This window comes from Virgibacillus sp. L01, assembly GCF_052246775.1.
In the GTDB taxonomy this organism is placed as follows: domain Bacteria; phylum Bacillota; class Bacilli; order Bacillales; family Amphibacillaceae; genus Lentibacillus.
The window spans coordinates 75,648-96,675 of record NZ_JBQQCP010000008.1; the positions used below are offsets into that span (position 1 = coordinate 75,648).

Here is a 21,028-nt window from a genome sequence, read left to right on the forward strand (position 1 = left end):
GGAGTAATCATGAACACAGAAATCAATTTGCTTGAAAATCAATCTAAAAAACATATAGCTCCCCTTTTATTAGGCGTTGTGAGTATTTTACTACTTGCTAGTGTAATTACTGTACTTCTGTATCAAAAATATAATTACGAGAATCGAATAGAAAATCAAACAAATAAAGTATCACAATTGGAAACACAATTACTGGAAAAACAAGGTGAGCTTGCCGGGGAAAAACAACACGAGCAACTGCAGCAAAATGTATCAACTTTAAAAGACGGAATGATTCCCAATGTGGCTTTGTATAAACAAATGCTTAACTTTCTGTCGTCGTCTGAACAGTTGCTAAGTTATAATTTCACAAGTGAGAATCAACTTATCATTGATGCAAGATTTACTTCACTTAAAAATGTCTCGAATTATGTAAAAGTTATACTTGGCCAAGACTATGTCTTAGATACTGAATTAACCAGTGTGAGTAAAATGGAGACGTCATATCAGACAACATTAACTATTAGTTTGGATAGTGAAGCTTTAGTGAAGGAGCTTGGTGAAAATGATTAAACAGTGGACAAAAATTCATACGTATTGGTTACTAGGAATATTATTAGCTACTTTTATTATTTATGGGGTTTGTTATTTCACTGTAATTGATCCATTGCAGTCAGAAGTGAGTACTCTTGATAAAAAGGTCTCTATGTATGAAAACCAAATCGAAAAAACGGAAAGTCAATCAAAGGAGAAAAGTCCGAGTGAGGAATTGTCAGCTCTTGCTCTACAAGTACCGCGGGAAAGTTCACCTGATGATGTATTACTAAACGTACACACTATTGCGAGTGACACGAATGTAACAATTAATTATATTGAATCAAGTAATCAATCAGCAAATCAGGCAGCGGTTCAGCAGGAGGAAGAAGAATCCATGAAATTAAATGAGAATATATATTCACTAGATGCTACAGGATCAAAACTCAGTGATATAAATTCCTTCTTGTCTGAAATGACTGAAAGCAAAAGACTAATGATGATAGAAACAATTGATTTACAACAGGATGCAGAACAGGTTTTTATAACAGTATCATTTAAAACCTTTTACACAGGATAGTCTTTTTTAAAGGCTATTCTTTTTAAATCTGTTATCAGTAACTGTTCTTATCATTCTCAAATTATCATAAGGTATTTTGAGGAGGGATATTCATGCGCCAATATGCGATATTACGATTATTATTAGCTGGCTTTTTACTTTATTTTGCATGGCCCGTTATTCCAAGTGCGGCATCACAGGTGGAGCTTGTTTTTTGGGGAGGATGGCTCTTGTTCATAGTTCTGGTAGTCGGAGCTAATTTTGCAACTCTTTTACAAATTACCAAGCCTCCAATTATGGAACAGGAACGAGTAAGAAGCCGACAAACGCTTAATCATTGAGGTTTCCGTGTATCAACTGTATAATAAACAGTATAGATATTGACTAGTACAGTTGAAAGTCGGTGAGCGGAAATGGCAACTAAACATGAACAAATTTTACAACATATATTATCATTGGAAATCGGCCATAAAATCTCTGTGAGACAAATAGCGAAAACGTTAAATGTTAGTGAAGGGACGGCATATCGGGCAATAAAGGATGCCGAGAATCAAGGCCTGGTTAGTACCATTGAACGCGTTGGCACGATTCGAATTGAGCGTAAAAAGAAGGAAAATATCGAAAAATTAACATTTGCTGAAGTAATCAATATTGTAGATGGACAAGTTCTGGGTGGCCGGAAAGGGTTACACAAAACTTTAAGTAAATTTGTTATTGGTGCTATGCAGCTTGATGCCATGATGCGCTATACAGAAGCAGGGTCATTATTAATTGTCGGTAATCGAGTGAAAGCACATGAATTAGCATTAAGTGAAGGAGCCGCTGTATTAATCACTGGCGGGTTTGATACGAATGATGATATCAAGCTCTTAGCTGATGAAAAAGAATTACCTATCATGTCTACCAGCTATGATACATTCACGGTTGCAGCGATGATCAACAGGGCAATTTATGACCAATTAATTAAAAAGGAAATTGTGTTTGTAGGTGATATTTATACACCGTCTGATGAATCGTATTATTTATATGCTAAAGATAAATTGAAGCGGTGGTATGAACTTAACGACCAGTCAACTCACACCAGATATCCAGTGGTGGATGAAAAAGAACGGGTGACTGGAATGATAACGTCCAAAGATATAATTGGAAAGGATCACACTACGTTAATTGAGAAAGTTATGACTAAAAACCCAATTGTCGTTCAGGATAAAACATCGCTTGCTTATGTCGCTCATATGATGGTTTGGGAGGGAATAGAAGTCGTCCCTATTGTGGATGCATCTCATAAACTTAAAGGTGTGGTATCTCGTCAGGATGTATTAAAGGCCTTACAGCAAATTCAGCGCCAGCCACAAGTTGGTGAGACGATTGATGATGTGGTCTCAAGAAACTTGCAGGCAATTGAGGGTGATGAGTCAATTTTCCAGGCGCATGTCACCCCACAGATGACAAATCAACTTGGAACTCTTTCAAATGGTGTTTTTACCGCATTAATGACAGAAGCGAGCAGCCGAGTGCTGCGTAATATTAAAAAAGGTGACCTGGTTGTTGAAAATCTTACTGTTTATTTTATTAAGCCAGTACAAATAGATAGTAATTTAATAATTAAACCTGAATTATTAGAAGCTGGGAGAATCTATGCTAAAATAGATATAGAAGTTTATAATGAAAAAAAGATGGTTGGAAAAGGACTTTTAATGGCACAACTAATTGACCGTTAAAGAACAAAAACGTAAGTGTACGAACTGGACTGGGCCGTTGTTTATTTATCGTACGAAGGTGAAGGAAGTGCACTGGTTTCTGGAGGCTGTTCGGTGAGAACGCCACGTCCTGTGGCATCACCGGTACGAGTACATCCTGTACGTCGGGGCTGGACGTTGCTAGGTAGTCGCTCAAATCTTATAGTTCCCCCAGACAATGTAAAAAGCTGACCAGTTGTTAGTCAGCTTCCCCATTATTAAGCATTGATTCGTTTCCATTCTTTGCGGTAATGTTTCGTTTCTCTAAAGCCCAGATTAAGCTGTAGCCCACCCAGGATTAGAAATACAAATCCGATAAACAACGAGATTTGTGTTTGATAGAATATGTATTGATTAATGCCAAAGAAGAATAGGAAGCTTCCAAGACTTATACGTGACTTTGCGTTAAAATATGCTTGGGTTAATTTATCGCTAGTCTTTATTATTGCAACTTTATAGTATACATAAAAAACAAGCGAGAGCATGATAATAATCGGAAAAATAATCATATAATCTACTCCTAAATTTAATGTCTTTATTTATTGTAGCTTGTTTTTAATCGTTAAGGAAGTATAAACTTTCATATATTATGTGACTAAGCTTTTATATAGATAAGCCTTAGTTGAATTTATGCAGTAATCTGCTAAGATAGGAGCCAAAAAATGAGTTTAGAAAAAATAATTCAATCTATTAAGGAATATGAAACCATCATAATTCATCGTCATGTACGTCCAGATCCGGATGCATACGGTTCGCAAGCAGGTTTAAAGGAATTAATTTTACAGGCGTTTCCTGAGAAGGCAGTTTATATTGTTGGTGAAGAAGAGCCTTCATTAAATTTTTTGATCAGAATGGATCAAATAAGTGATGAAACATACAAAGATGCACTTGTAATTGTCTGTGATACTGCAAATGCTGCACGTATATGTGATCAGCGATATGAACTTGGTTCGATGCTTATTAAAATTGATCACCACCCAAATGTAGATGAATACGGAGATATAATGTGGGTGGATACCACCTCAAGCTCTACTAGTGAAATGATCTATGATCTGTTTCTCAATGGGAAAAATGAGGGGCTTGAACTAAATGATCAAGCTGCACGACTTTTGTATGCAGGTATCATTGGTGATACGGGAAGATTTTTATTTCCAAGTACATCGAAAAAAACATTTCAGCATGCAGCAGAGCTAGTTACCTATAATTTTGATCGATCAAGTCTATATGATGGCATTTACAGTATAAAAGACAACATTGCCAGACTGCGGGGATATATTCTGCAACACTTCCAGTTAGCTTCTTCAGGTATGAGTACGATAAAGCTGACAAGAGAGATTTTGGATGAATTTCAGGTTGACCCATCTGATTCCGGTCAGTTGGTAGGTGTACTTGGTGATATTGAAGGGATAAAGGCATGGGCATTCTTTATTGAAGAAACTGATCTTATTCGTGTTCGATTACGCTCCAAAGGGCCAGTAATTAATGAGATTGCCGGGAAATATAATGGTGGTGGTCATCCCATGGCAGCAGGTGCGTCCGTGAGCAGTTGGGATGAAACGGAAAATGTTATACAAGACTTAGAAGAAGCATGCTTAGCTTATCCAAAATAAAAACAAAAGTGCTGAAATTAGCACTTTTGTTTTAACTGCTCTTGCTATCTGGCATTGGTATAAACCAGCAACCTATATTTGTTTGATCGTAATGTACGTTAAGATTATCTCGGTCAATCGAACGTTTCATTAGTCTAATTAGTTCTTCAGATTCAGCAAATGCTGTGCGCCCCTCTTTTAATTGGGCAATTTTTTCATCGCGAATGTGTCTGGGATTCATAATAAGCATTGTAAATCAGCTCCTTTCAATAAAATTATTTTATGAAAGTGGATTATAAAATGACTTTGCTTCTATCTTAATTGTATTATGTTACTGATGAAATTGCCACAAAATTAATGATATTTCATGAAATGGTCATAGTTAGTTGGAAATTTCTGCTTCGACTGTTATTTTTACTGTCGGTGTAATGACTAGTGTTTGAACAGCAAACTTATATGTGAAATCATCTACCTTAAAATTCTTATTTTGTATGGTTGACTTTAATAGTTCGGAACTTTCCGACACGATAGTTAGATCCTGTCCGATGATATCCTCAATTTCTTTCTTCATTAATTCTTCCAAATCGTGTATTATTAATCTATCCAGACGAAGTTCGTCCTTGTTGGTAATTTCTATTTCAATTGAATCGACTGTTAAAGATTCTTTTGATTTCTCGTCAAGATCCTTATTATCCTTTAATAAAGCTTCATTCTGATTCTCCAGTTCATTCACCTGTGACTGAAGATCCCTGTTTTCTTCTAATAATTGCTCATACATGTACCCATGCATATAGACAAAAATAAAGTAAGCTATTATTGCACCAATGACGGTACCAACCAGAAATCGCTGCCATCCTTTTCTTTTATGGTATGGTGGAATATGCATTACCCTACATCCTCCAGAATTAGCCATCCTATTAAAATCATAGCTGTCTTAACCCCACCCATAGCAGATAAAATGAGTAAAATTTGTTTTACCATGTCAAGGGTTGAGTTATCATAGATTCCTTTTTCAAAATTAGCGATTGCATCGAATGTTCCGCCTATAGCAGCAACAATTGCCCAGATTCGCAGGCTTTTAGCAATACGGCTAATTGAGGTAAACGGTGCATCGCCTGTAGCAAACGATCCCATACTTCCAATAATGGCCCCACCAATAATTACGCCAAAGGCTATAAAAAAACAATGTATAAATTGAGCTATAAACCGTTCCTCCATTATTTACGCTCCTTATGAATTTACTCCTAACATTGTATGATTGGTGTGGACAAGATATGTTACGATGCACGATGGGATACAATTGAAATTTGATGCAGATTCAGAATAATTTAGCTATAATAATGGAAGAAAGGTGGGATAGCATGTCATTTACGCATTTACAGGTACGAAGTGGTTATAGCCTTATGAATAGTACCATTACAATTAGTAAACTGGTTGATAAAGCACGTGAACTGAAGTTTGATGCACTGGCACTTACAGACGAGCATGTTTTATATGGCACTATCCCTTTTTATAAAGCCTGTAGAGCAAATGGAATTAAACCTATTATTGGAATGACGGTGGAGGTTGCTGCTGCCGAAGATGTAACAGAGACATGTGTCCTGTTAGCTAAAAATAACCAAGGTTATAAAAACCTTACTAAAATGAGCACACACATACAGTTATCCAAAAAAGCAGGTATTGAAAAAGCTGATCTTAAATTTTATAGCAAAGATTTGATTTGTATAATACCTGCTGTGAACAAAACAATGGAATCACTTTTACTAACCGAAACACACGATAAGGTGAAGTTTTATTTAGAGTCAGAATGGTATATGTTTCATTCGAATGACTTTTATATTGGAATTCAGGACCATGGGCTGGAAAAAGAAAGAAAGATTAACAATTCACTTAAAGCTTTCTATGAGATTTACCATATTCCTGTTGTCGCCTGGAATGATGTTCGGTATTTGGATGAGAAAGATGATATTGCATATGATTGTTTACAAGCAATGAAAATGGATCGAGGGTGGTCACTTCAAATAACTGATCCAGCTATTAAACAGCACCATTTACGTTCAGCTACTGAAATGGAGCAGCTTTTTGAATCTTCTTGGCCAGAAGTGCTTACTGAAACGGATTACATTAAAGATAAGTGTAACGTTACGTTCGACTTTGAGAGAAGAATGCTGCCATCCTATCCTGTCCCGGATCAACTGGATGCTCATACATACCTTGAGAAAATGTGTTGGAAAAATGTTCAATTAAAATATGAATCTGTTACAGATGGGATTGCTGAACGGTTAAGATATGAACTCAATATAATTCAATCGATGCAGTTCAGTGATTACTTTTTAATTGTGTGGGATTTTATTGCATATGCAAAAATGAATGGTATTTTAGTAGGACCCGGACGCGGATCTGCTGCTGGATCTGTTGTTGCTTACGTTCTCGGAATTACCGAGGTTGACCCTATTAAATATGAATTATTATTTGAACGTTTTCTAAATCCTGAGCGTGTGACAATGCCTGATATCGATATCGACTTTTCGGATCACCGACGAGATGAAGTTATTGATTATGTGCGAAATAAATATGGTGATGAACATGTAGCACAGATTATAACATTCGGAACTTTTGCGGCCCGTTCCTTGTTACGTGAACTTATCAAAACAATAGGAATTGACCAGCAGGATGCCTATTTTATTTTAAAAGAAATTCCTGTCCAAGCTAAAAGTTCCATTGTAGAATATGTGAAAGATTCACCTGATTTGCAGCAATACATAAAGCAATCAGCTAAATTGAAAGCACTTTTTGCCGTAGCAACAAAACTTGAAGGATTACCAAGGCATGTTTCGACCCATGCTGCTGGTGTGGTAATAAGCGATGAGGCTTTGGTTGAAGATGTGCCACTAACATTAGGGGCAAATGATACAGGTTTAACTCAATTTCCCATGAATGACCTGGAGGCAATTGGTCTATTGAAAATGGATTTTCTGGGGTTGCGTAATTTAACATTACTGGAACGGATTATTAAGACAATTAAATATGAGTCGAAGCTAACTATCAAGTTAACCGAAATACCAGATGAAGACCCAAGTACATATGCATTGTTGCAAAAAGGGAAAACGAACGGTGTCTTCCAGTTAGAGTCACAGGGGATGAAACAGGTATTAACAAGACTTGGGCCAACGTCGTTTGAAGATATTGTAGCTGTTAACGCATTGTATCGCCCCGGTCCAATGGAAAATATACCTGTTTACATTGACCGAAAACATGGGCGGCACAAAATTGATTATCCACATCCGGATCTTGCTCCTATTTTAGAAAAAACATATGGCGTATTAATCTATCAGGAGCAGATTATGCAAATTGCCCATCAGATTGCTGGATTCTCTTTAGGACAGGCAGATATTTTACGTAGGGCTGTAAGTAAAAAACAACAATCTATTATGGAACAGCAACAAGAGTCTTTTATTCAAGGGTGCTTAAAGAATGGTTACCAGAAAAATGTTGCTGACGAAATATTTAAGTGGATTGTAAGGTTTTCAAATTATGGATTTAACCGAAGCCATGCTGTTGCATATAGCAGGATTTCGTATCAGCTTGCCTATTTAAAAGCGCATTATCCCGCGTGTTTCTTTGCAGAGCTGTTAAGTTCTGTTGCCAGTCAGCAGGATAAGTTACATCTATATATGAAGGAACTTAAAGAAATGGGTATAACGTTAGCCCCGCCTGCAATTAATAAAAGTTTTGGTAAGTATGTCGTTGAGCAAGACAGTGTAAGAATGGGCCTGCACTCTATTAAAGGAATCGGAAATCAAGTTATTAAGGAAATTATTAGCGTCAGAAAAGAAGGCCCTTTTAAAAGTCTATTCGATTTTTGTCTACGTGTTTCTCCAAAGGCAGTAAACAGAAAAACACTTGAGACGCTTATCATGGCTGGGTCTTTCGATGAATTTCATTGGAATCGTGCAAGTCTATTGGCATCGGTAGATCAGGCTTTGGAACAAGGGGAACTATTCAAAGAATTTACAGATCAATCAAACCTGTTTCAGGAAAAGCTTGACTTGGAAGCTGATTATGTTGATATAGAGGATTTTAGCTTAATGAAAAAACTGAGTGACGAGAAAGAATTGCTTGGTATATATGTTTCCAGCCACCCATTGAAAAAGTACCGCAGTATTCTGACAGCATATGACCATCTATCCGTGACCAGGGCTCAAAAACTGGTTGGGAAGAAAAACCTCAAAAGTGCAGGTATTGTTCAGGCAATTAAAACGATCCGTACCAAACGTGGAGAATCGATGGCTTTTGTCACAGTTGGTGATGAAACAGGGGATATGGAGGCGGTTATTTTTCCGGATTTATACCGTGATGTTCATCGGTGGTTGTCCGAAGAAGCAATTATTACATTTACTGGTAAAATAGAAAAACGAAATGATAAGATACAATGTATTATGTCCTATATAGAGGAGTTTGAGGGCGAAGCATGGGAGCGAATTCAGAAACAAAGGTTATTTATTAAACTAACCGAGCAAAATAATGAAAATGCATTGACAACCATTAAAAAAATAGCAAATGAATACAGGGGTGGAACATCAGTTATTATCTATCACCAAATGAATAAGTCAACATATCAATTATCAAATGATTATTTGATTAATCCTACTAATAAGTGTTTAGTATTGTTACGAAACCATTTTGGAGATGATAATGTAGTATTGGATGAGTTGCAGGGGAGTGACGGTAACTGACTTCTGATGACTGCTGTCACAGTTGCTTTCTTCTTTACACAATTTTCCCATCTGTTATAATTAAATAGTTAAGTGGTCAGACCACCTATGAATAACCATACAACAATAATTTCTACTACATAAAGGAGTGATCCACGTGTCTAACTTAAGAGACGAAGCATTGCATATGCACAAAGTTAATAAAGGGAAAATATCCACGGAATCAAAGGTACCAGTTCGTAATGCACGAGATTTAAGTTTGGCGTATTCACCAGGTGTTGCAGAGCCATGTAAAGAAATTTATGATCATAGAGAAACAGTATACGATTATACCATGAAAGGTAATATGGTGGCTGTTGTAAGTGATGGTTCAGCTGTTCTGGGATTAGGTAATATAGGTCCGGAGGCCGCAATGCCTGTAATGGAAGGAAAGTCAGTTCTTTTCAAAAGTTTTGCCGGTGTTGATTCTTTTCCAATTTGTTTAGCATCAAATGATGTAGAAGAAATTGTACAATCTGTCAAACTAATGGAACCGACTTTTGGTGGTGTTAACTTAGAGGATATTGCTGCACCCAATTGTTTTATTATTGAAGAACGATTAAAAAAAGAAATGAACATACCAATATTTCATGATGATCAGCATGGAACAGCGATAGTGACTGTTGCCGGTTTAATTAATGCACTTAAATTAATAGGCAAATCGTTCTCTGAAATTAAAGTTGTAGCGAATGGTGCTGGAGCAGCAGGTATTGCTATTATAAAATTATTATACAACTTTGGCGTTCGTGATATGATTATGTGTGATTCTAAAGGTGCTATTTTTGAAGGCAGATCCTATGGAATGAATGATGTAAAAGATCAAGTTGCAAAAATGACTAATAAAGATAATAAAGAAGGTTCATTGGAAGAAATGTTAGAGGATGCAGACGTGTTCATTGGTGTTTCTGTTGGTGGTTTATTATCACAGGACATGATTACAAAGATGAGTGATGATCCGATTATTTTTGCAATGGCGAATCCCGATCCTGAGATCATGCCAGATGAAGCAAAAGAAGCAGGTGCGAAAGTAATTGGGACAGGACGTTCCGATTTTCCTAATCAGGTAAATAATGTGCTTGCATTTCCGGGAATATTTCGAGGGGCATTAGATGTTAGAGCAACTCGCATCAATGAGAAAATGAAAGTTGCTGCAGCAGAAGCGATTGCCTCTTTAATAACTGAGGTAGAACTGAATGCTGATTATGTAATTCCAGCTCCATTTGATTCGAGAGTGGCCCCTCTTGTAGCATCCAGTGTTGCACGTGCTGCAATGGAGTCCGGTGTAGCGAGAATTCAAGTAGACCCTGAAAGTGTGGCTGAAAAGACAAGAAAGCTTACACATTTAGACGGGAAGTAATTTTAATGTTTAAAGGAGTGATTCATGGCTGTGTCCATGTCACCTAAACAAAAAGTATATCAAGATGTATTACAGGAAATTCGCAAGTATATTGACAGCAACGATTTAGACCCTGGGGATAAACTTCCATCTGAACGCGAACTAGCTGATAATCTAAAAGCAGGCAGATCATCGGTTAGAGAAGCGCTGCGAGCAATGGAGTTATTAGGGCTGATTGAAACGAGGCGAGGGGAAGGCACTTATTTAAGCACGTATCGCCCATATCAAACAGTAGAATTGCTATCATCATTTATCTTGCAGGGAAACAAAACGAAAAAGGACTTGCTGATAACAAAAAAAGTGATGGAAAAAGAAGTTGCTAAGATTGCATACCATAGTATCAGTGAAAATGATATCAATCAGTTACAATCTATTACCCATAATAGTGAGTTAGATCCTATTGAGAAACATGTAGCATTCTTTAACTATTTATTTAGGAAAGCGGATAATCTGTTACTTGCAAAGGTGTGGAAATTAATGGACGAGTTTTCCTATACTATTGTTAAACTGTCTTATGATAAGGCATTTTACCAGGAACTCATTCAACTTTATAAAACAAGAAATTATGAGATGATAGAAGAATTATTTGATAAGTTGTCAATTGAGTCAATTTCATAAATACTTGTGAAATCAACGTACTACCATAATTGATTTTTACTGCGGACGGCGACATCGCATGAACCTTGAGAACCCCGCAGTGCGACTAATTGAAGGCCGACTAAAACCGTCCTTTACGGATAACGTCGGCTTAGCCCTTGCCGGGGCAAGGAGGCTCATGCCATGTTCGCTTGAAGTAGAAATCAACAGGCTTAGCACATTTAGAAGTTACTGCTTTACTATTGAATGATGAAATTGATTCATTTAAAATAATTTTTTATCGACGATTTTTGACACCTTTTTCAGGTGTGGTTCGTTATAGTATATAAAAACGACATGAAGGTTTTACTTCCTTTTTGTTGTCTGGGTTTGTTAGAAAAGGAGGAATCACCTTGCTTAAGGATTTTTTTGGCAAGAAGAAAAAAAAGTATGCTTCTATCCCGAGTGAACAAGGTAAACTTGAGGTACCAGAAGGATTAATGAAGAAATGCATCGGCTGTCATAAAATTTATTATCGTAAAGAGATGCATAAAAATGTAAATGTCTGTCCTAATTGTGACTATCACCATTCATTAACAGCCTGGGAACGTATCGAAAGTCTATTTGATGAGGGTACATTTGAGGAATGGGACAAACAAATGACAACTACTAACCCATTAGATTTCCCGGAATATGAGGAAAAAATAGAAAAAGATCGATTAAAGACTGGGCTTAATGAAGGTGTGGTAACAGGTAAAGGCTCAATTGATGGACAACTTACAGCTTTCTGCGTTATGGATGCAAGTTTTCGGATGGGGAGCATGGGCTCCGTTATGGGAGAAAAAATTGCTCGTGCCATCGAGAATGCTAAAAATGAGTCTATGCCTTTAATAATATTTACTGCGTCTGGTGGTGCCAGGATGCAGGAGGGTGTTCTAAGTCTAATGCAAATGACAAAAACGTCTGTAGCGATTAAGCGATTCTCTGAAGCAGGTGGATTAATGATATCGGTGATGACACACCCAACTACTGGTGGAGTTTCCGCAAGTTTTGCTTCATCAGGTGATTATAACTTTGCAGAACCAGGGGCATTGATTGGATTTGCTGGCCGGCGAATAATTGAACAGACTATTCGTGAAAAGCTTCCAGATGATTTTCAAACAGCAGAATTTTTATTAAAGCATGGCCAACTGGATAAAGTGGTCCACCGTCATGAAATGAAATCTCTTTTAACCACCTTACTTATGATGCATGGAAAGGGTGGAGAAAACGCATGAAACAAGTACTTGATTTTGAAAAGCCAATCGTTAACCTTAAGGAAAAGATCGCTGAATTGAAAGGTTTTACAGAAGATAGTGAAATAGATTTAACAGAAGAAATAACCACGCTTGAGAAGCGGCTGGAGATATTGGAAAATGATATTTATGGCAATTTGCAGCCGTGGGATAGAGTACAAATGGCTAGACATCAGGAACGACCAACGACGTTAGATTATATTGAAGAAATATTTACTGACTTCATTGAATTTCATGGCGACCGTTTATATGGGGACGATGCAGCCATTGTGTCTGGATTAGCACTTTATCAAGGTAGTCCAGTAACCGTAATCGGTCATCAGCGTGGAAAAGGTACAAAAGAGAATATTCACCGTAATTTTGGTATGCCACATCCCGAAGGATATCGGAAAGCATTAAGACATATGCGTCAGGCAGAGAAGTTTAACCGCCCGATTGTTAGCTTCATTGATACAAAAGGAGCATATCCTGGAAAAGCTGCCGAGGAACGTGGGCAGAGTGGAGCAATCGCCCACAATTTAGTGGAAATGGCAGGGCTTACTGTTCCGATTATCTGTATTGTAATTGGTGAAGGTGGTAGTGGAGGAGCCCTGGGATTGGGTGTTGGCGATCATATCCATATGCTGGAAAACTCTACGTATTCGGTTATTTCGCCTGAAGGAGCAGCAGCTTTATTGTGGAAGGATTCTGGTCTTGCCCAAAAAGCCGCAGAAACGATGAAAATCACTTCCTATGATCTGAAAAATCTTGGTATTATTGATCGGATTATTGATGAGCCAAAGGGTGGTGCGCATCGTGATGTGAAGATCCAGGCTGAAAATATCGATCATGTGTTAGAAAAGTCACTCAAGGAATTAAGTGTGATGCAGTCTGATGAATTACTTGAGAAGAGATGGGAAAAATATAAGCAAATTGGTGAGTATAAAGAAATATAGACGATAAATGAGGTTGACAATTGTCAACCTTTTGGTCATTATTATAGCTTAAATAATTGATATTTTGTCTATTTCCAATTATCTTTGGTAGATAAGAACCAATTTGGCCACCGATTAAGCAGCCACCATCTGTCATGAAAAAATGAATTTGTAATCGATTGAGAGAGGTGTTTTCATATAGCAAATATTGAGGTATTGCGGACACCAGGTATTTTATTAGCGCAAATGCGCTCTAGTAACATGGTAGAAGTGAAGTAAGGGCTTCTGTGTCCGGATAACTTCGAAAATGACAACCCTTATATGGATATAGCGTCGCCTGTACCCGCTAAAAAATAAAAGTCATAGAAAGAAAATTTATAAAGCAATTAAAGAAACCACTGTATGAAAATGAATTTATAATCTAGCTAGAGAGGTATTTTCATACTAAAGTATAAATACCTTCTTACTGCACAGTTGTAACCAAAAATAAACAATGCAAAATATGAGGTGAAAGAATGAAGAAAATTGGTGTACTAACGAGTGGTGGTGACGCACCAGGAATGAATGCTGCTATTCGTGCTGTTGTAAGAAAATCTATTTTTCATGATATGGAAATATATGGAGTTAAAAATGGTTTTCAAGGTCTAATAGATGGTAACATTGATAAAATGGATATTGGATCTGTGGGAGATATAATCCAACGTGGAGGAACATTATTACGTTCTGCACGTTGTGAAGAATTTAAAACAGATGAAGGACAGCAAAAAGGGATTGAGCAGCTGAAGAAGCATGGTATCGAAGGATTAATCGTAATTGGCGGTGATGGCAGTTTTCGAGGTGCTCAAAAACTAAGTGAGAAAGGGTACCCTTGTATTGGTGTACCAGGCACTATTGATAATGATATTTCTGGAACGGATTTTACAATTGGATTTGACACGGCATTGAATACAATAATTGAAGCAATTGATAAGATACGTGATACTGCAACATCACATGAACGTACATATGTTATTGAGGTTATGGGCAGAGACGCAGGAGATCTCGCATTATGGGCTGGACTTGCCGACGGTGCCGAAAGTATTCTTATTCCTGAAAAATCAGATGACTTTCAAGATGTAGTTTTACGTCTTAAGCGCGGTCATGACCGAGGAAAAAAACATAGTATCATCATATTAGCTGAAGGTGTTGGCAGCGGCTTTGCATATGGCGAGCGTATTCAGAAGGAAACGAATTTGGAAACGAGAGTGACTGTTTTAGGTCATATTCAGCGTGGGGGTTCTCCAACAGCATCGGATCGAGTTCTGGCAAGCAGGCTAGGAGCAAAGGCAGTGGACTTATTATTATCTGGTAAAGCAGGAAAAATGGTTGGTATTCAAAACAATGAAATTGTTGACCATGATATTTTAGGGATACTATCTGAAAAACATACGATAAATCAGGACATGTACCAATTATCTAAAGAGTTATCTATATAACGACAGTAAAGGAGGAAGTAAAATGCGAAAAACAAAGATTGTTTGTACGATTGGACCAGCTTCTGAATCACCCGAAACCTTAGAGCAATTAATTGAATCAGGTATGAATGTTGCGCGTCTGAATTTTTCTCATGGTGACTATGAGGAACACGGGCACCGCATTAGGAATATTAAAGAAACATCAGAGAATCTGGGGAAAACAACTGCTATTCTATTAGATACAAAAGGACCTGAGATCAGGACAGGTTCTTTTGAAGATGGAGAAGCTGAGTTAATTGAAGGAAGTACTGTATATGTATCAATGAATGAAATAGCAGGTAATTCAGAGCATTTTTCGATTACTTATAAAGGATTAATTGATGATGTGCACGTTGGTTCAAAAATATTATTGGATGACGGACTAATTGAATTGGAAGTATTGGAAATTGACTTTTCAAATAAAGAAATAAAAACAAAAGCATTGAACTCAGGTACGATAAAAAATAAAAAAGGTGTCAATGTTCCAAATGTAAAGGTTAACCTCCCTGGTATTACAGAAAAAGACGCACAGGATATTGAATTTGGAATCGAGCAAGGTGTGGATTTTATTGCTGCATCATTTGTTCGTCGCCCATCAGACATACTGGAAATAAGAGAACTGCTGGAAAAGCATAATGCTACACAAATTCATATCATTCCTAAAATTGAAAACCAGGAGGGTGTAGATAATATAGAATCCATCCTCGAAGTAAGTGACGGTTTAATGGTTGCCCGTGGAGACTTGGGCGTTGAAATTCCACCTGAAGATGTTCCTTTAGTTCAAAAAGATTTAATTAAAAAATGTAACACAGCAGGTAAACCGGTAATAACCGCGACTCAAATGCTTGATTCGATGGAACGTAATCCTAGACCTACTCGCGCAGAGGCATCAGATGTGGCCAATGCGATTTTTGATGGCACGGATGCAATCATGTTGTCTGGTGAAACTGCTGCAGGAAATTATCCAGTAGAATCGGTTCAAACAATGAGCAACATTGCCTTAAAAGCAGAGTCAGGCCTGGATCATAAAATGATATTAACAAATCGTTCAAAATCCGTTGATATGACTATAACAGATGCAATTAGTCAGTCAGTTACACACACAGCTATGAATTTGTCTGTTGGTGCGATTATAACCCCAACAGAAAGCGGCCATACTGCTCGAATGATATCAAAATATCGTCCAAAGTCGCCTATAGTTGCGGTAACATTTTCAGAATTAGTTAACCGTCAGCTCGCATTGGTTTGGGGTGTCTATTCAATTATGGGACAAAAAGCACGCTCCACTGATGAAATGCTGGACATTGCAGTTGACAGAGGACTAAGTACAAATCTCTTTGAGCGTGGCAGCAGGGTACTTATCACAGCAGGTGTTCCAGTTGGTGAGAGTGGTACAACTAACTTAATGAAAGTGCATGTGATAGGTGATGTTATGGCTAAAGGTCAAGGAATTGGCCGTGGTAACGCATTTGGAAAAGCAATTGTCGCCAAAAATTCAAAGGAAGCTATTGATAGACTGGATGAAAATGACATACTTGTGACGTATGGAACAGACCGGGACATGATGGAAGCAATTGAAAAAGCAAGCGGAATTGTAACGGAAGAAGGCGGTTTAACTTCCCATGCTGCTGTTGTCGGGTTGAGTCTTGGAATCCCAGTAATTGTTGGCGTCAAGGACGTATTCAATCTTATTGAAGATGGTGAAGACATTACAATCGACGGAGCAAAAGGTGATATATACAAAGGACATGCAAGTGTATTATAATGGAGTGTTAGAGTAAAAAAGAAGGGAAAGTCCCTTCTTTTTCTAATATGCAGCAAGAAAGGATGAAACTTATGCGTTGGTTGTTACTTGCACTGCTAATTTTACCTGCAATGGAAATTGGAGTGTTTATTTGGATTGGCGGTATTATAGGTCCTTGGTGGGTTGTTGGCTTAATTTTACTTACTGGTGTTGTAGGGGTAACGATTGCTAAAAAGCAGGGGATTGATACCTGGAATCGGGCACAGCAGTCAATGAGCTATGGTCAAGTTCCTGCTCATGAAATAGTAGATGGTATTTGTATTTTTGTCGGAGCTGTTTTTTTATTTTCGCCTGGCTTTATAACAGATGCTGTTGGGTTCACATTAGTGCTGCCTTATACGAGAGGACCTTTTAAGCTGATGCTTCAACGATTCTTCAGAGATCGGATGAACAAAGGAAATATTATTTACCGGAAATGGTAGCATAGTCTAAGGACCTTTTATAAACTGTCCTACTTGATGAAAAACACCTGCTTGATAGAAGGCATTGCCAATAATCAGGATAATAGGTCCAATAAATAAACCTAATACACCCCAGATTTGTATGCCTGCAAACAGAGCAACAAGTGCTGCAAGTGGGTTTAATCCAATATTACTGGATAATATTTTTGGTTCGAAAAGTTGCCGTTGAACTACGACAATCATATATAAAATTGTTATAGATATAGTTAATGAGTAATTTGCTGTTAAAAACAGGTATAGAATCCATGGAATAAAGATAACTCCAGTACCAACAAGCGGGAGAATATCCACAAGTGCAGCAATTAGTGCAATTGTTAGCGGATATTCAACTTTAAAAATAACCAGACCGACAAATATGATAAGTGCTGTTATCGAAATGATTAATAATTGTGCTTTGAAGAATCCAAACATAGCTTTTTGCAAATGATTCCAAACGTTCTTACCAGTTTTGTGTAAGGTTTCGGGAATCATTTTTTTAAATGATTGAACGAGATTGTTCCAATCATTTGTGATGATAAAGGTTGCAATTAAAGTGAATATAATTATTGTAATGGACCCAGGCAGTAACGTTAATGTGACTGGAATCTGTAATAAAATATGCTGCAGGAAGTTTGTACCCAATGAGGCAAATTGATTAATAACTTGTTTTAAATTTTCACTGATCGTTGCTTGCTGGGGTGGACTCAATGTATGAAAAAGTGAAGTAAGTTTATGATACAAGGGTAAGAGGTATTCATTAACTAAGTCCTCCATTATAAACACAAATGTCCGGAAGTAGGCCGGGATATTTTCTGCTAGGTATGTAGTTCCTTGAATTAATTCTGTAATAATAAAGATAATGAATCCCAGCAAAAATATAATAGCAACAGCCATCGTTAGAATAGTGGCAATTACACGTGGCATTCTCATTCTTTCTTCCAGAAATGTTACAAAAGGGTTCATAAATAATGATAGGACGATTGCAAGCAGGAATGGATAAAAAGACGGTATTGTATAATGAAGGATTAAATAAACAGCTACAAAGGTAAATATTACAATAAAGAACCGTAATAGCTGATAAAGTTTATGCTTGTACAATTTAAACCCTCCATAATCTTCATTTTCATACGTTATTATCTTACATATGATAAAGAATAAGAAAATAGACATGGAACAGTTAATTTGAATAACTAAAACAGGTAATATACTTAATTGAAAGTTTGATTATATAAAAATATTACTGAATTTAACCGGTTTCAATTCACATTAAGTTCATAATACTTTATAATTGTCCGTGGGGATGACAATGTTATTTTGTAAGAATATTGTCAAATGTAATTAATAGTTAATTTATCCTAAATTAGTGAATAATTAATAGAAAAAGGAGAGGGTTTGTAATGACAACCACAAAAGGCCTTGAAGGAATTGTCGCAACTCAGTCGTCGGTTAGTTCTATTATCGATGATCAATTAACATATGTTGGTTATAAAATCGATGATCTAGCAGAGAATTCAAGTTTTGAAGAAGTAGTTTATTTGCTTTGGAATCTAAAACTACCAACAAAGTCAGAGCTTGACACTTTTAAAACTGACTTAGCAGCCAATATGGAACTGCCTGAAGCTGTTATTGATCATTTGCGTTCATACGATTTATCAACAGTTCATCCAATGGCTGCACTGCGTTCTGCAGTATCTATTCTTGGATTATTCGATGAAGAGTCAGATGTGATGGAGGAAGCTGCAAATAAGCGAAAAGCGTTGCGTCTGCAGGCCAAAATTGCAACTATTGTCACTGCGTTTGCTCGTATCCGTAAAGGGAAAGATCCAGTAAAACCAAAAAAAGATTTAGGCTTTGCAGCTAATTTCTTGTACATGTTAAATGGAGAAGAAGCAAAAGATGTTGAAGTAGAAGCAATTAATAAAGCGTTAGTACTTCATGCTGATCATGAGCTTAATGCTTCAACATTTACTGCACGGGTATGTGTAGCAACATTATCAGATATCTATTCTGGGGTAACTGCTGCTATTGGCGCACTTAAAGGACCATTACATGGTGGGGCGAATGAGCGAGTTATGGAAATGTTGACTGAAATTGGCGAAGAGGAAAACGCAATTCCTCATATTAAAGAAAAGATAGCAAATAAGGAAAAAATAATGGGAATGGGACACCGTGTATATAAAAATGGTGACCCAAGAGCGAAACATTTAAAACGTATGTCAAAAGAATTAACAAAAACAAGTGGACAAGCAAAATGGTATAACATGTCTGTGAAAATTGAAGACTTTATTAAAGAAGAGAAAGGGCTTCCGGCAAATGTTGATTTTTATTCGGCCTCTGTTTACCATAGCCTTGGGATTGACCATGACCTGTTCACACCAATTTTTGCAACCAGCCGTGTTTCTGGATGGTTGGCACATATCCTTGAACAGTATGATAATAACCGTTTAATCCGCCCACGAGCTGAATATGTTGGTCCTAAAACTCAAGATTATAAACCGATTGAAAATCGCTAGAATCTGCTAAAGAAATAGAACTGCACGTTAGTGGCCATCTAAATAACAAAAAGGCTGTATCGTATAGTTTGCCGGTGAACATGGCTATTACCATGATCGGGTGTATTTGTGATAAAATAATAATGTATGAAGATGACTAGGAGGTATTTTTTTATGACACAAGGTGAAAAAATTACAGTTGAAAACGGAAAGATGAACGTTCCAAATCGTCCAATTGTTCCATTTATTGAGGGTGACGGAACTGGACCGGATATTTGGGCCGCAGCACGTAAAGTAATCGAAGCTTCTGTGAAGAAGGCGTATAACGGTGAAAAGGAAATTGAGTGGACTGAAGTTTACGCTGGCCAAAAAGCTTACGATAAAACTGGCGAGTGGCTTCCGCAAGACACACTTGACATGATTGATAAATATAAAATTGCAATTAAAGGCCCGCTAACAACACCAATCGGCGGCGGTATTCGTTCGTTAAACGTAGCTCTACGTCAGGAATTGGACTTATTTACTTGTTTACGTCCTGTACGCTATTTCGACGGTGTTCCATCACCAGTTAAACGTCCAGAAGATGTTGACATGGTTATTTTCCGTGAAAATACCGAAGACATTTATGCTGGTATTGAGTGGCAAAAAGGATCAGCAGAAGCTAAGAAAGTAATTGACTTTTTGAAAAACGAAATGGATGTTAACAATATCCGCTTTCCGGAAACTTCAGGGATAGGTGTGAAACCAGTATCTGAAGAAGGAACAAAACGTTTAGTCCGTTCAAGCATCGAGTATGCTTTAAATGAAGGACGTAAAAGTGTTACTTTAGTACATAAAGGTAACATCATGAAATATACGGAAGGTGCATTTAAGGCTTGGGGATATGAAGTTGCTGAACAAGAGTATGGCGACAAGGTATTCACTTGGGCTGAATATGACCGTATTGTTGAAAAAGACGGTAAAGATGCAGCAAACAAAGCACAGGATGATGCTGTAGCTGCAGGAAGATTGCTTGTAAAAGACGCAATTGCTGACATTTTCCTTCAACAAATCCTAACTCGTCCTAAAGAGTTTGATGTTGTTGCTACAATGAATCTTAATGGTGACTATATTTCTGATGCTTTAGCAGCACAGGTTGGCGGAATTGGAATTGCTCCAGGAGCAAACATCAACTATGATACTGGTCATGCAATTTTTGAAGCTACTCATGGTACTGCACCTAAATATGCAGGTATGGATAAGGTTAATCCATCCTCGGTAATTCTTTCTGCTGTATTAATGCTTGAACATCTAGAATGGAGAGAAGCTGCAGATCTTATTACAAAAGCAATGGATAAAACAATAGGTTCTAAAGTTGTAACATATGATTTCGCCAGAATGATGGATGGTGCAAAAGAAGTTAAAACATCTGAATTCGGTGATGAACTAATTAAGAACATGGACTAATAATAGTAGTTTAAGTGC

The 21,028-nt window shown here is 37.3% G+C and carries 20 protein-coding genes; 15 read left to right on the forward strand and 5 right to left on the reverse strand.

Going from position 1 to position 21,028, the window contains the following annotated elements; genetic code table 11:
• Positions 1 to 9 precede the first annotated feature (9 nt).
• The 4 genes from ACTWQM_RS14840 (at position 10) to ACTWQM_RS14855 (ending at position 2,793) form a co-directional block, all read left to right on the forward strand.
• On the forward strand, positions 10 to 552 hold the full coding sequence (locus ACTWQM_RS14840) for a hypothetical protein (protein ID WP_443258945.1): 543 nt from the start codon (positions 10 to 12) through the stop codon (positions 550 to 552).
• Positions 545 to 1,093, forward strand: coding sequence for a hypothetical protein (locus ACTWQM_RS14845; RefSeq protein ID WP_443258946.1), 549 nt, complete (start codon positions 545 to 547; stop codon positions 1,091 to 1,093). Before ACTWQM_RS14840 ends, ACTWQM_RS14845 begins: the two co-directional genes overlap by 8 nt.
• A 92-nt stretch (positions 1,094 to 1,185) precedes the next feature.
• Positions 1,186 to 1,413 (forward strand): hypothetical protein, encoded by a 228-nt coding sequence (locus tag ACTWQM_RS14850; protein WP_443258947.1) that lies wholly within the window; start codon positions 1,186 to 1,188, stop codon positions 1,411 to 1,413.
• Positions 1,414 to 1,485: 72 nt separating this feature from the next.
• Complete coding sequence (locus ACTWQM_RS14855) at positions 1,486 to 2,793, forward strand: DRTGG domain-containing protein (RefSeq protein WP_443258948.1); 1,308 nt, start codon at positions 1,486 to 1,488, stop codon at positions 2,791 to 2,793.
• A 236-nt stretch (positions 2,794 to 3,029) separates the two neighbouring features.
• Here the strand turns inward: ACTWQM_RS14855 and ACTWQM_RS14860 are convergent, their stop codons facing one another.
• Positions 3,030 to 3,320 carry a YtpI family protein gene (locus ACTWQM_RS14860; RefSeq protein WP_443258949.1) on the reverse strand — a complete coding sequence of 97 codons (291 nt, stop codon included), beginning with the start codon at positions 3,318 to 3,320 and terminating at the stop codon, positions 3,030 to 3,032.
• A gap of 153 nt (positions 3,321 to 3,473) precedes the next feature.
• Here ACTWQM_RS14860 and ACTWQM_RS14865 point away from each other — a divergent pair, with 153 nt between their 5' ends.
• Entirely contained in the window at positions 3,474 to 4,421 is a 948-nt protein-coding gene (locus ACTWQM_RS14865; protein WP_443258950.1) for a DHH family phosphoesterase, read from the forward strand.
• A gap of 31 nt (positions 4,422 to 4,452) precedes the next feature.
• On the opposite strand, the gene ACTWQM_RS14870 is transcribed toward ACTWQM_RS14865, so the two are convergent.
• The 3 genes from ACTWQM_RS14870 to ACTWQM_RS14880 all read right to left on the reverse strand — a co-directional run bounded on the left by ACTWQM_RS14870 (position 4,453) and on the right by ACTWQM_RS14880 (position 5,618).
• The gene (locus ACTWQM_RS14870; RefSeq protein ID WP_443258951.1) at positions 4,453 to 4,650 is read right to left on the reverse strand and encodes a hypothetical protein; all 198 of its coding nucleotides are present in this window, start codon (positions 4,648 to 4,650) and stop codon (positions 4,453 to 4,455) included.
• A 132-nt stretch (positions 4,651 to 4,782) separates the two neighbouring features.
• Positions 4,783 to 5,286 carry a sporulation membrane protein YtrI gene (ytrI, locus tag ACTWQM_RS14875; protein ID WP_443258952.1) on the reverse strand — a complete coding sequence of 168 codons (504 nt, stop codon included), beginning with the start codon at positions 5,284 to 5,286 and terminating at the stop codon, positions 4,783 to 4,785.
• Positions 5,286 to 5,618, reverse strand: a complete 333-nt coding sequence (locus ACTWQM_RS14880; protein ID WP_443258953.1) for a YtrH family sporulation protein — start codon at positions 5,616 to 5,618, stop codon at positions 5,286 to 5,288. The genes ytrI and ACTWQM_RS14880 overlap by 1 nt, the downstream gene beginning before the upstream one ends.
• Positions 5,619 to 5,761: 143 nt before the next feature.
• Here ACTWQM_RS14880 and dnaE point away from each other — a divergent pair, with 143 nt between their 5' ends.
• The 8 genes from dnaE to ACTWQM_RS14920 all read left to right on the forward strand — a co-directional run bounded on the left by dnaE (position 5,762) and on the right by ACTWQM_RS14920 (position 17,054).
• A complete protein-coding gene (gene dnaE / locus ACTWQM_RS14885) occupies positions 5,762 to 9,136 on the forward strand; it encodes a DNA polymerase III subunit alpha (RefSeq protein ID WP_443258954.1) in 3,375 nt (1,124 codons plus the stop codon).
• Positions 9,137 to 9,302: 166 nt separating this feature from the next.
• Complete coding sequence (locus ACTWQM_RS14890) at positions 9,303 to 10,511, forward strand: NAD(P)-dependent malic enzyme (protein ID WP_443259076.1); 1,209 nt, start codon at positions 9,303 to 9,305, stop codon at positions 10,509 to 10,511.
• A gap of 24 nt (positions 10,512 to 10,535) precedes the next feature.
• Positions 10,536 to 11,168 carry a FadR/GntR family transcriptional regulator gene (locus ACTWQM_RS14895; protein ID WP_443258955.1) on the forward strand — a complete coding sequence of 211 codons (633 nt, stop codon included), beginning with the start codon at positions 10,536 to 10,538 and terminating at the stop codon, positions 11,166 to 11,168.
• Positions 11,169 to 11,539: 371 nt separating this feature from the next.
• A complete protein-coding gene (gene accD, locus ACTWQM_RS14900) occupies positions 11,540 to 12,403 on the forward strand; it encodes an acetyl-CoA carboxylase, carboxyltransferase subunit beta (RefSeq protein WP_443258956.1) in 864 nt (287 codons plus the stop codon).
• Positions 12,400 to 13,356 carry an acetyl-CoA carboxylase carboxyl transferase subunit alpha gene (gene accA / locus ACTWQM_RS14905; RefSeq protein ID WP_443258957.1) on the forward strand — a complete coding sequence of 319 codons (957 nt, stop codon included), beginning with the start codon at positions 12,400 to 12,402 and terminating at the stop codon, positions 13,354 to 13,356. Before accD ends, accA begins: the two co-directional genes overlap by 4 nt.
• Positions 13,357 to 13,850: 494 nt before the next feature.
• The gene (gene pfkA / locus ACTWQM_RS14910) at positions 13,851 to 14,810 is read left to right on the forward strand and encodes a 6-phosphofructokinase (protein ID WP_443258958.1); all 960 of its coding nucleotides are present in this window, start codon (positions 13,851 to 13,853) and stop codon (positions 14,808 to 14,810) included.
• A gap of 22 nt (positions 14,811 to 14,832) precedes the next feature.
• Positions 14,833 to 16,593: a pyruvate kinase gene (gene pyk / locus ACTWQM_RS14915; RefSeq protein WP_443258959.1), complete on the forward strand. Its 1,761-nt coding sequence runs from the start codon at positions 14,833 to 14,835 to the stop codon at positions 16,591 to 16,593.
• A gap of 71 nt (positions 16,594 to 16,664) precedes the next feature.
• On the forward strand, positions 16,665 to 17,054 hold the full coding sequence (locus tag ACTWQM_RS14920; RefSeq protein WP_443258960.1) for an FxsA family protein: 390 nt from the start codon (positions 16,665 to 16,667) through the stop codon (positions 17,052 to 17,054).
• A gap of 6 nt (positions 17,055 to 17,060) precedes the next feature.
• On the opposite strand, the gene ytvI is transcribed toward ACTWQM_RS14920, so the two are convergent.
• A complete protein-coding gene (gene ytvI, locus ACTWQM_RS14925) occupies positions 17,061 to 18,170 on the reverse strand; it encodes a sporulation integral membrane protein YtvI (RefSeq protein ID WP_443258961.1) in 1,110 nt (369 codons plus the stop codon).
• A 299-nt stretch (positions 18,171 to 18,469) separates the two neighbouring features.
• On the opposite strand from ytvI, the gene citZ reads away from it, so the two are divergent.
• Together citZ and icd are read left to right on the forward strand one after the other, a co-directional pair.
• The gene (gene citZ / locus ACTWQM_RS14930; RefSeq protein ID WP_443258962.1) at positions 18,470 to 19,585 is read left to right on the forward strand and encodes a citrate synthase; all 1,116 of its coding nucleotides are present in this window, start codon (positions 18,470 to 18,472) and stop codon (positions 19,583 to 19,585) included.
• 153 nt (positions 19,586 to 19,738) lie between these two features.
• Positions 19,739 to 21,010, forward strand: a complete 1,272-nt coding sequence (gene icd, locus ACTWQM_RS14935) for an NADP-dependent isocitrate dehydrogenase (RefSeq protein ID WP_443258963.1) — start codon at positions 19,739 to 19,741, stop codon at positions 21,008 to 21,010.
• Positions 21,011 to 21,028: the final 18 nt, after the last annotated feature.

Bases quoted from the DNA above. Each gene is read 5' to 3' on its own strand.
- ACTWQM_RS14840 (WP_443258945.1), top strand. From the start codon at position 10: ATGAACACAGAAATCAATTTGCTTGAAAATCAATCTAAAAAACATATA.
- ACTWQM_RS14845 (WP_443258946.1), top strand. From the start codon at position 545: ATGATTAAACAGTGGACAAAAATTCATACGTATTGGTTACTAGGAATA.
- ACTWQM_RS14850 (WP_443258947.1), top strand. From the start codon at position 1,186: ATGCGCCAATATGCGATATTACGATTATTATTAGCTGGCTTTTTACTT.
- ACTWQM_RS14855 (WP_443258948.1), top strand. From the start codon at position 1,486: ATGGCAACTAAACATGAACAAATTTTACAACATATATTATCATTGGAA.
- ACTWQM_RS14860 (WP_443258949.1), bottom strand. From the start codon at position 3,320: ATGATTATTTTTCCGATTATTATCATGCTCTCGCTTGTTTTTTATGTA.
- ACTWQM_RS14865 (WP_443258950.1), top strand. From the start codon at position 3,474: ATGAGTTTAGAAAAAATAATTCAATCTATTAAGGAATATGAAACCATC.
- ACTWQM_RS14870 (WP_443258951.1), bottom strand. From the start codon at position 4,650: ATGCTTATTATGAATCCCAGACACATTCGCGATGAAAAAATTGCCCAA.
- ytrI (WP_443258952.1), bottom strand. From the start codon at position 5,286: ATGCATATTCCACCATACCATAAAAGAAAAGGATGGCAGCGATTTCTG.
- ACTWQM_RS14880 (WP_443258953.1), bottom strand. From the start codon at position 5,618: ATGGAGGAACGGTTTATAGCTCAATTTATACATTGTTTTTTTATAGCC.
- dnaE (WP_443258954.1), top strand. From the start codon at position 5,762: ATGTCATTTACGCATTTACAGGTACGAAGTGGTTATAGCCTTATGAAT.
- ACTWQM_RS14890 (WP_443259076.1), top strand. From the start codon at position 9,303: ATGCACAAAGTTAATAAAGGGAAAATATCCACGGAATCAAAGGTACCA.
- ACTWQM_RS14895 (WP_443258955.1), top strand. From the start codon at position 10,536: ATGGCTGTGTCCATGTCACCTAAACAAAAAGTATATCAAGATGTATTA.
- accA (WP_443258957.1), top strand. From the start codon at position 12,400: ATGAAACAAGTACTTGATTTTGAAAAGCCAATCGTTAACCTTAAGGAA.
- pfkA (WP_443258958.1), top strand. From the start codon at position 13,851: ATGAAGAAAATTGGTGTACTAACGAGTGGTGGTGACGCACCAGGAATG.
- pyk (WP_443258959.1), top strand. From the start codon at position 14,833: ATGCGAAAAACAAAGATTGTTTGTACGATTGGACCAGCTTCTGAATCA.
- ACTWQM_RS14920 (WP_443258960.1), top strand. From the start codon at position 16,665: ATGCGTTGGTTGTTACTTGCACTGCTAATTTTACCTGCAATGGAAATT.
- citZ (WP_443258962.1), top strand. From the start codon at position 18,470: ATGACAACCACAAAAGGCCTTGAAGGAATTGTCGCAACTCAGTCGTCG.
- icd (WP_443258963.1), top strand. From the start codon at position 19,739: ATGACACAAGGTGAAAAAATTACAGTTGAAAACGGAAAGATGAACGTT.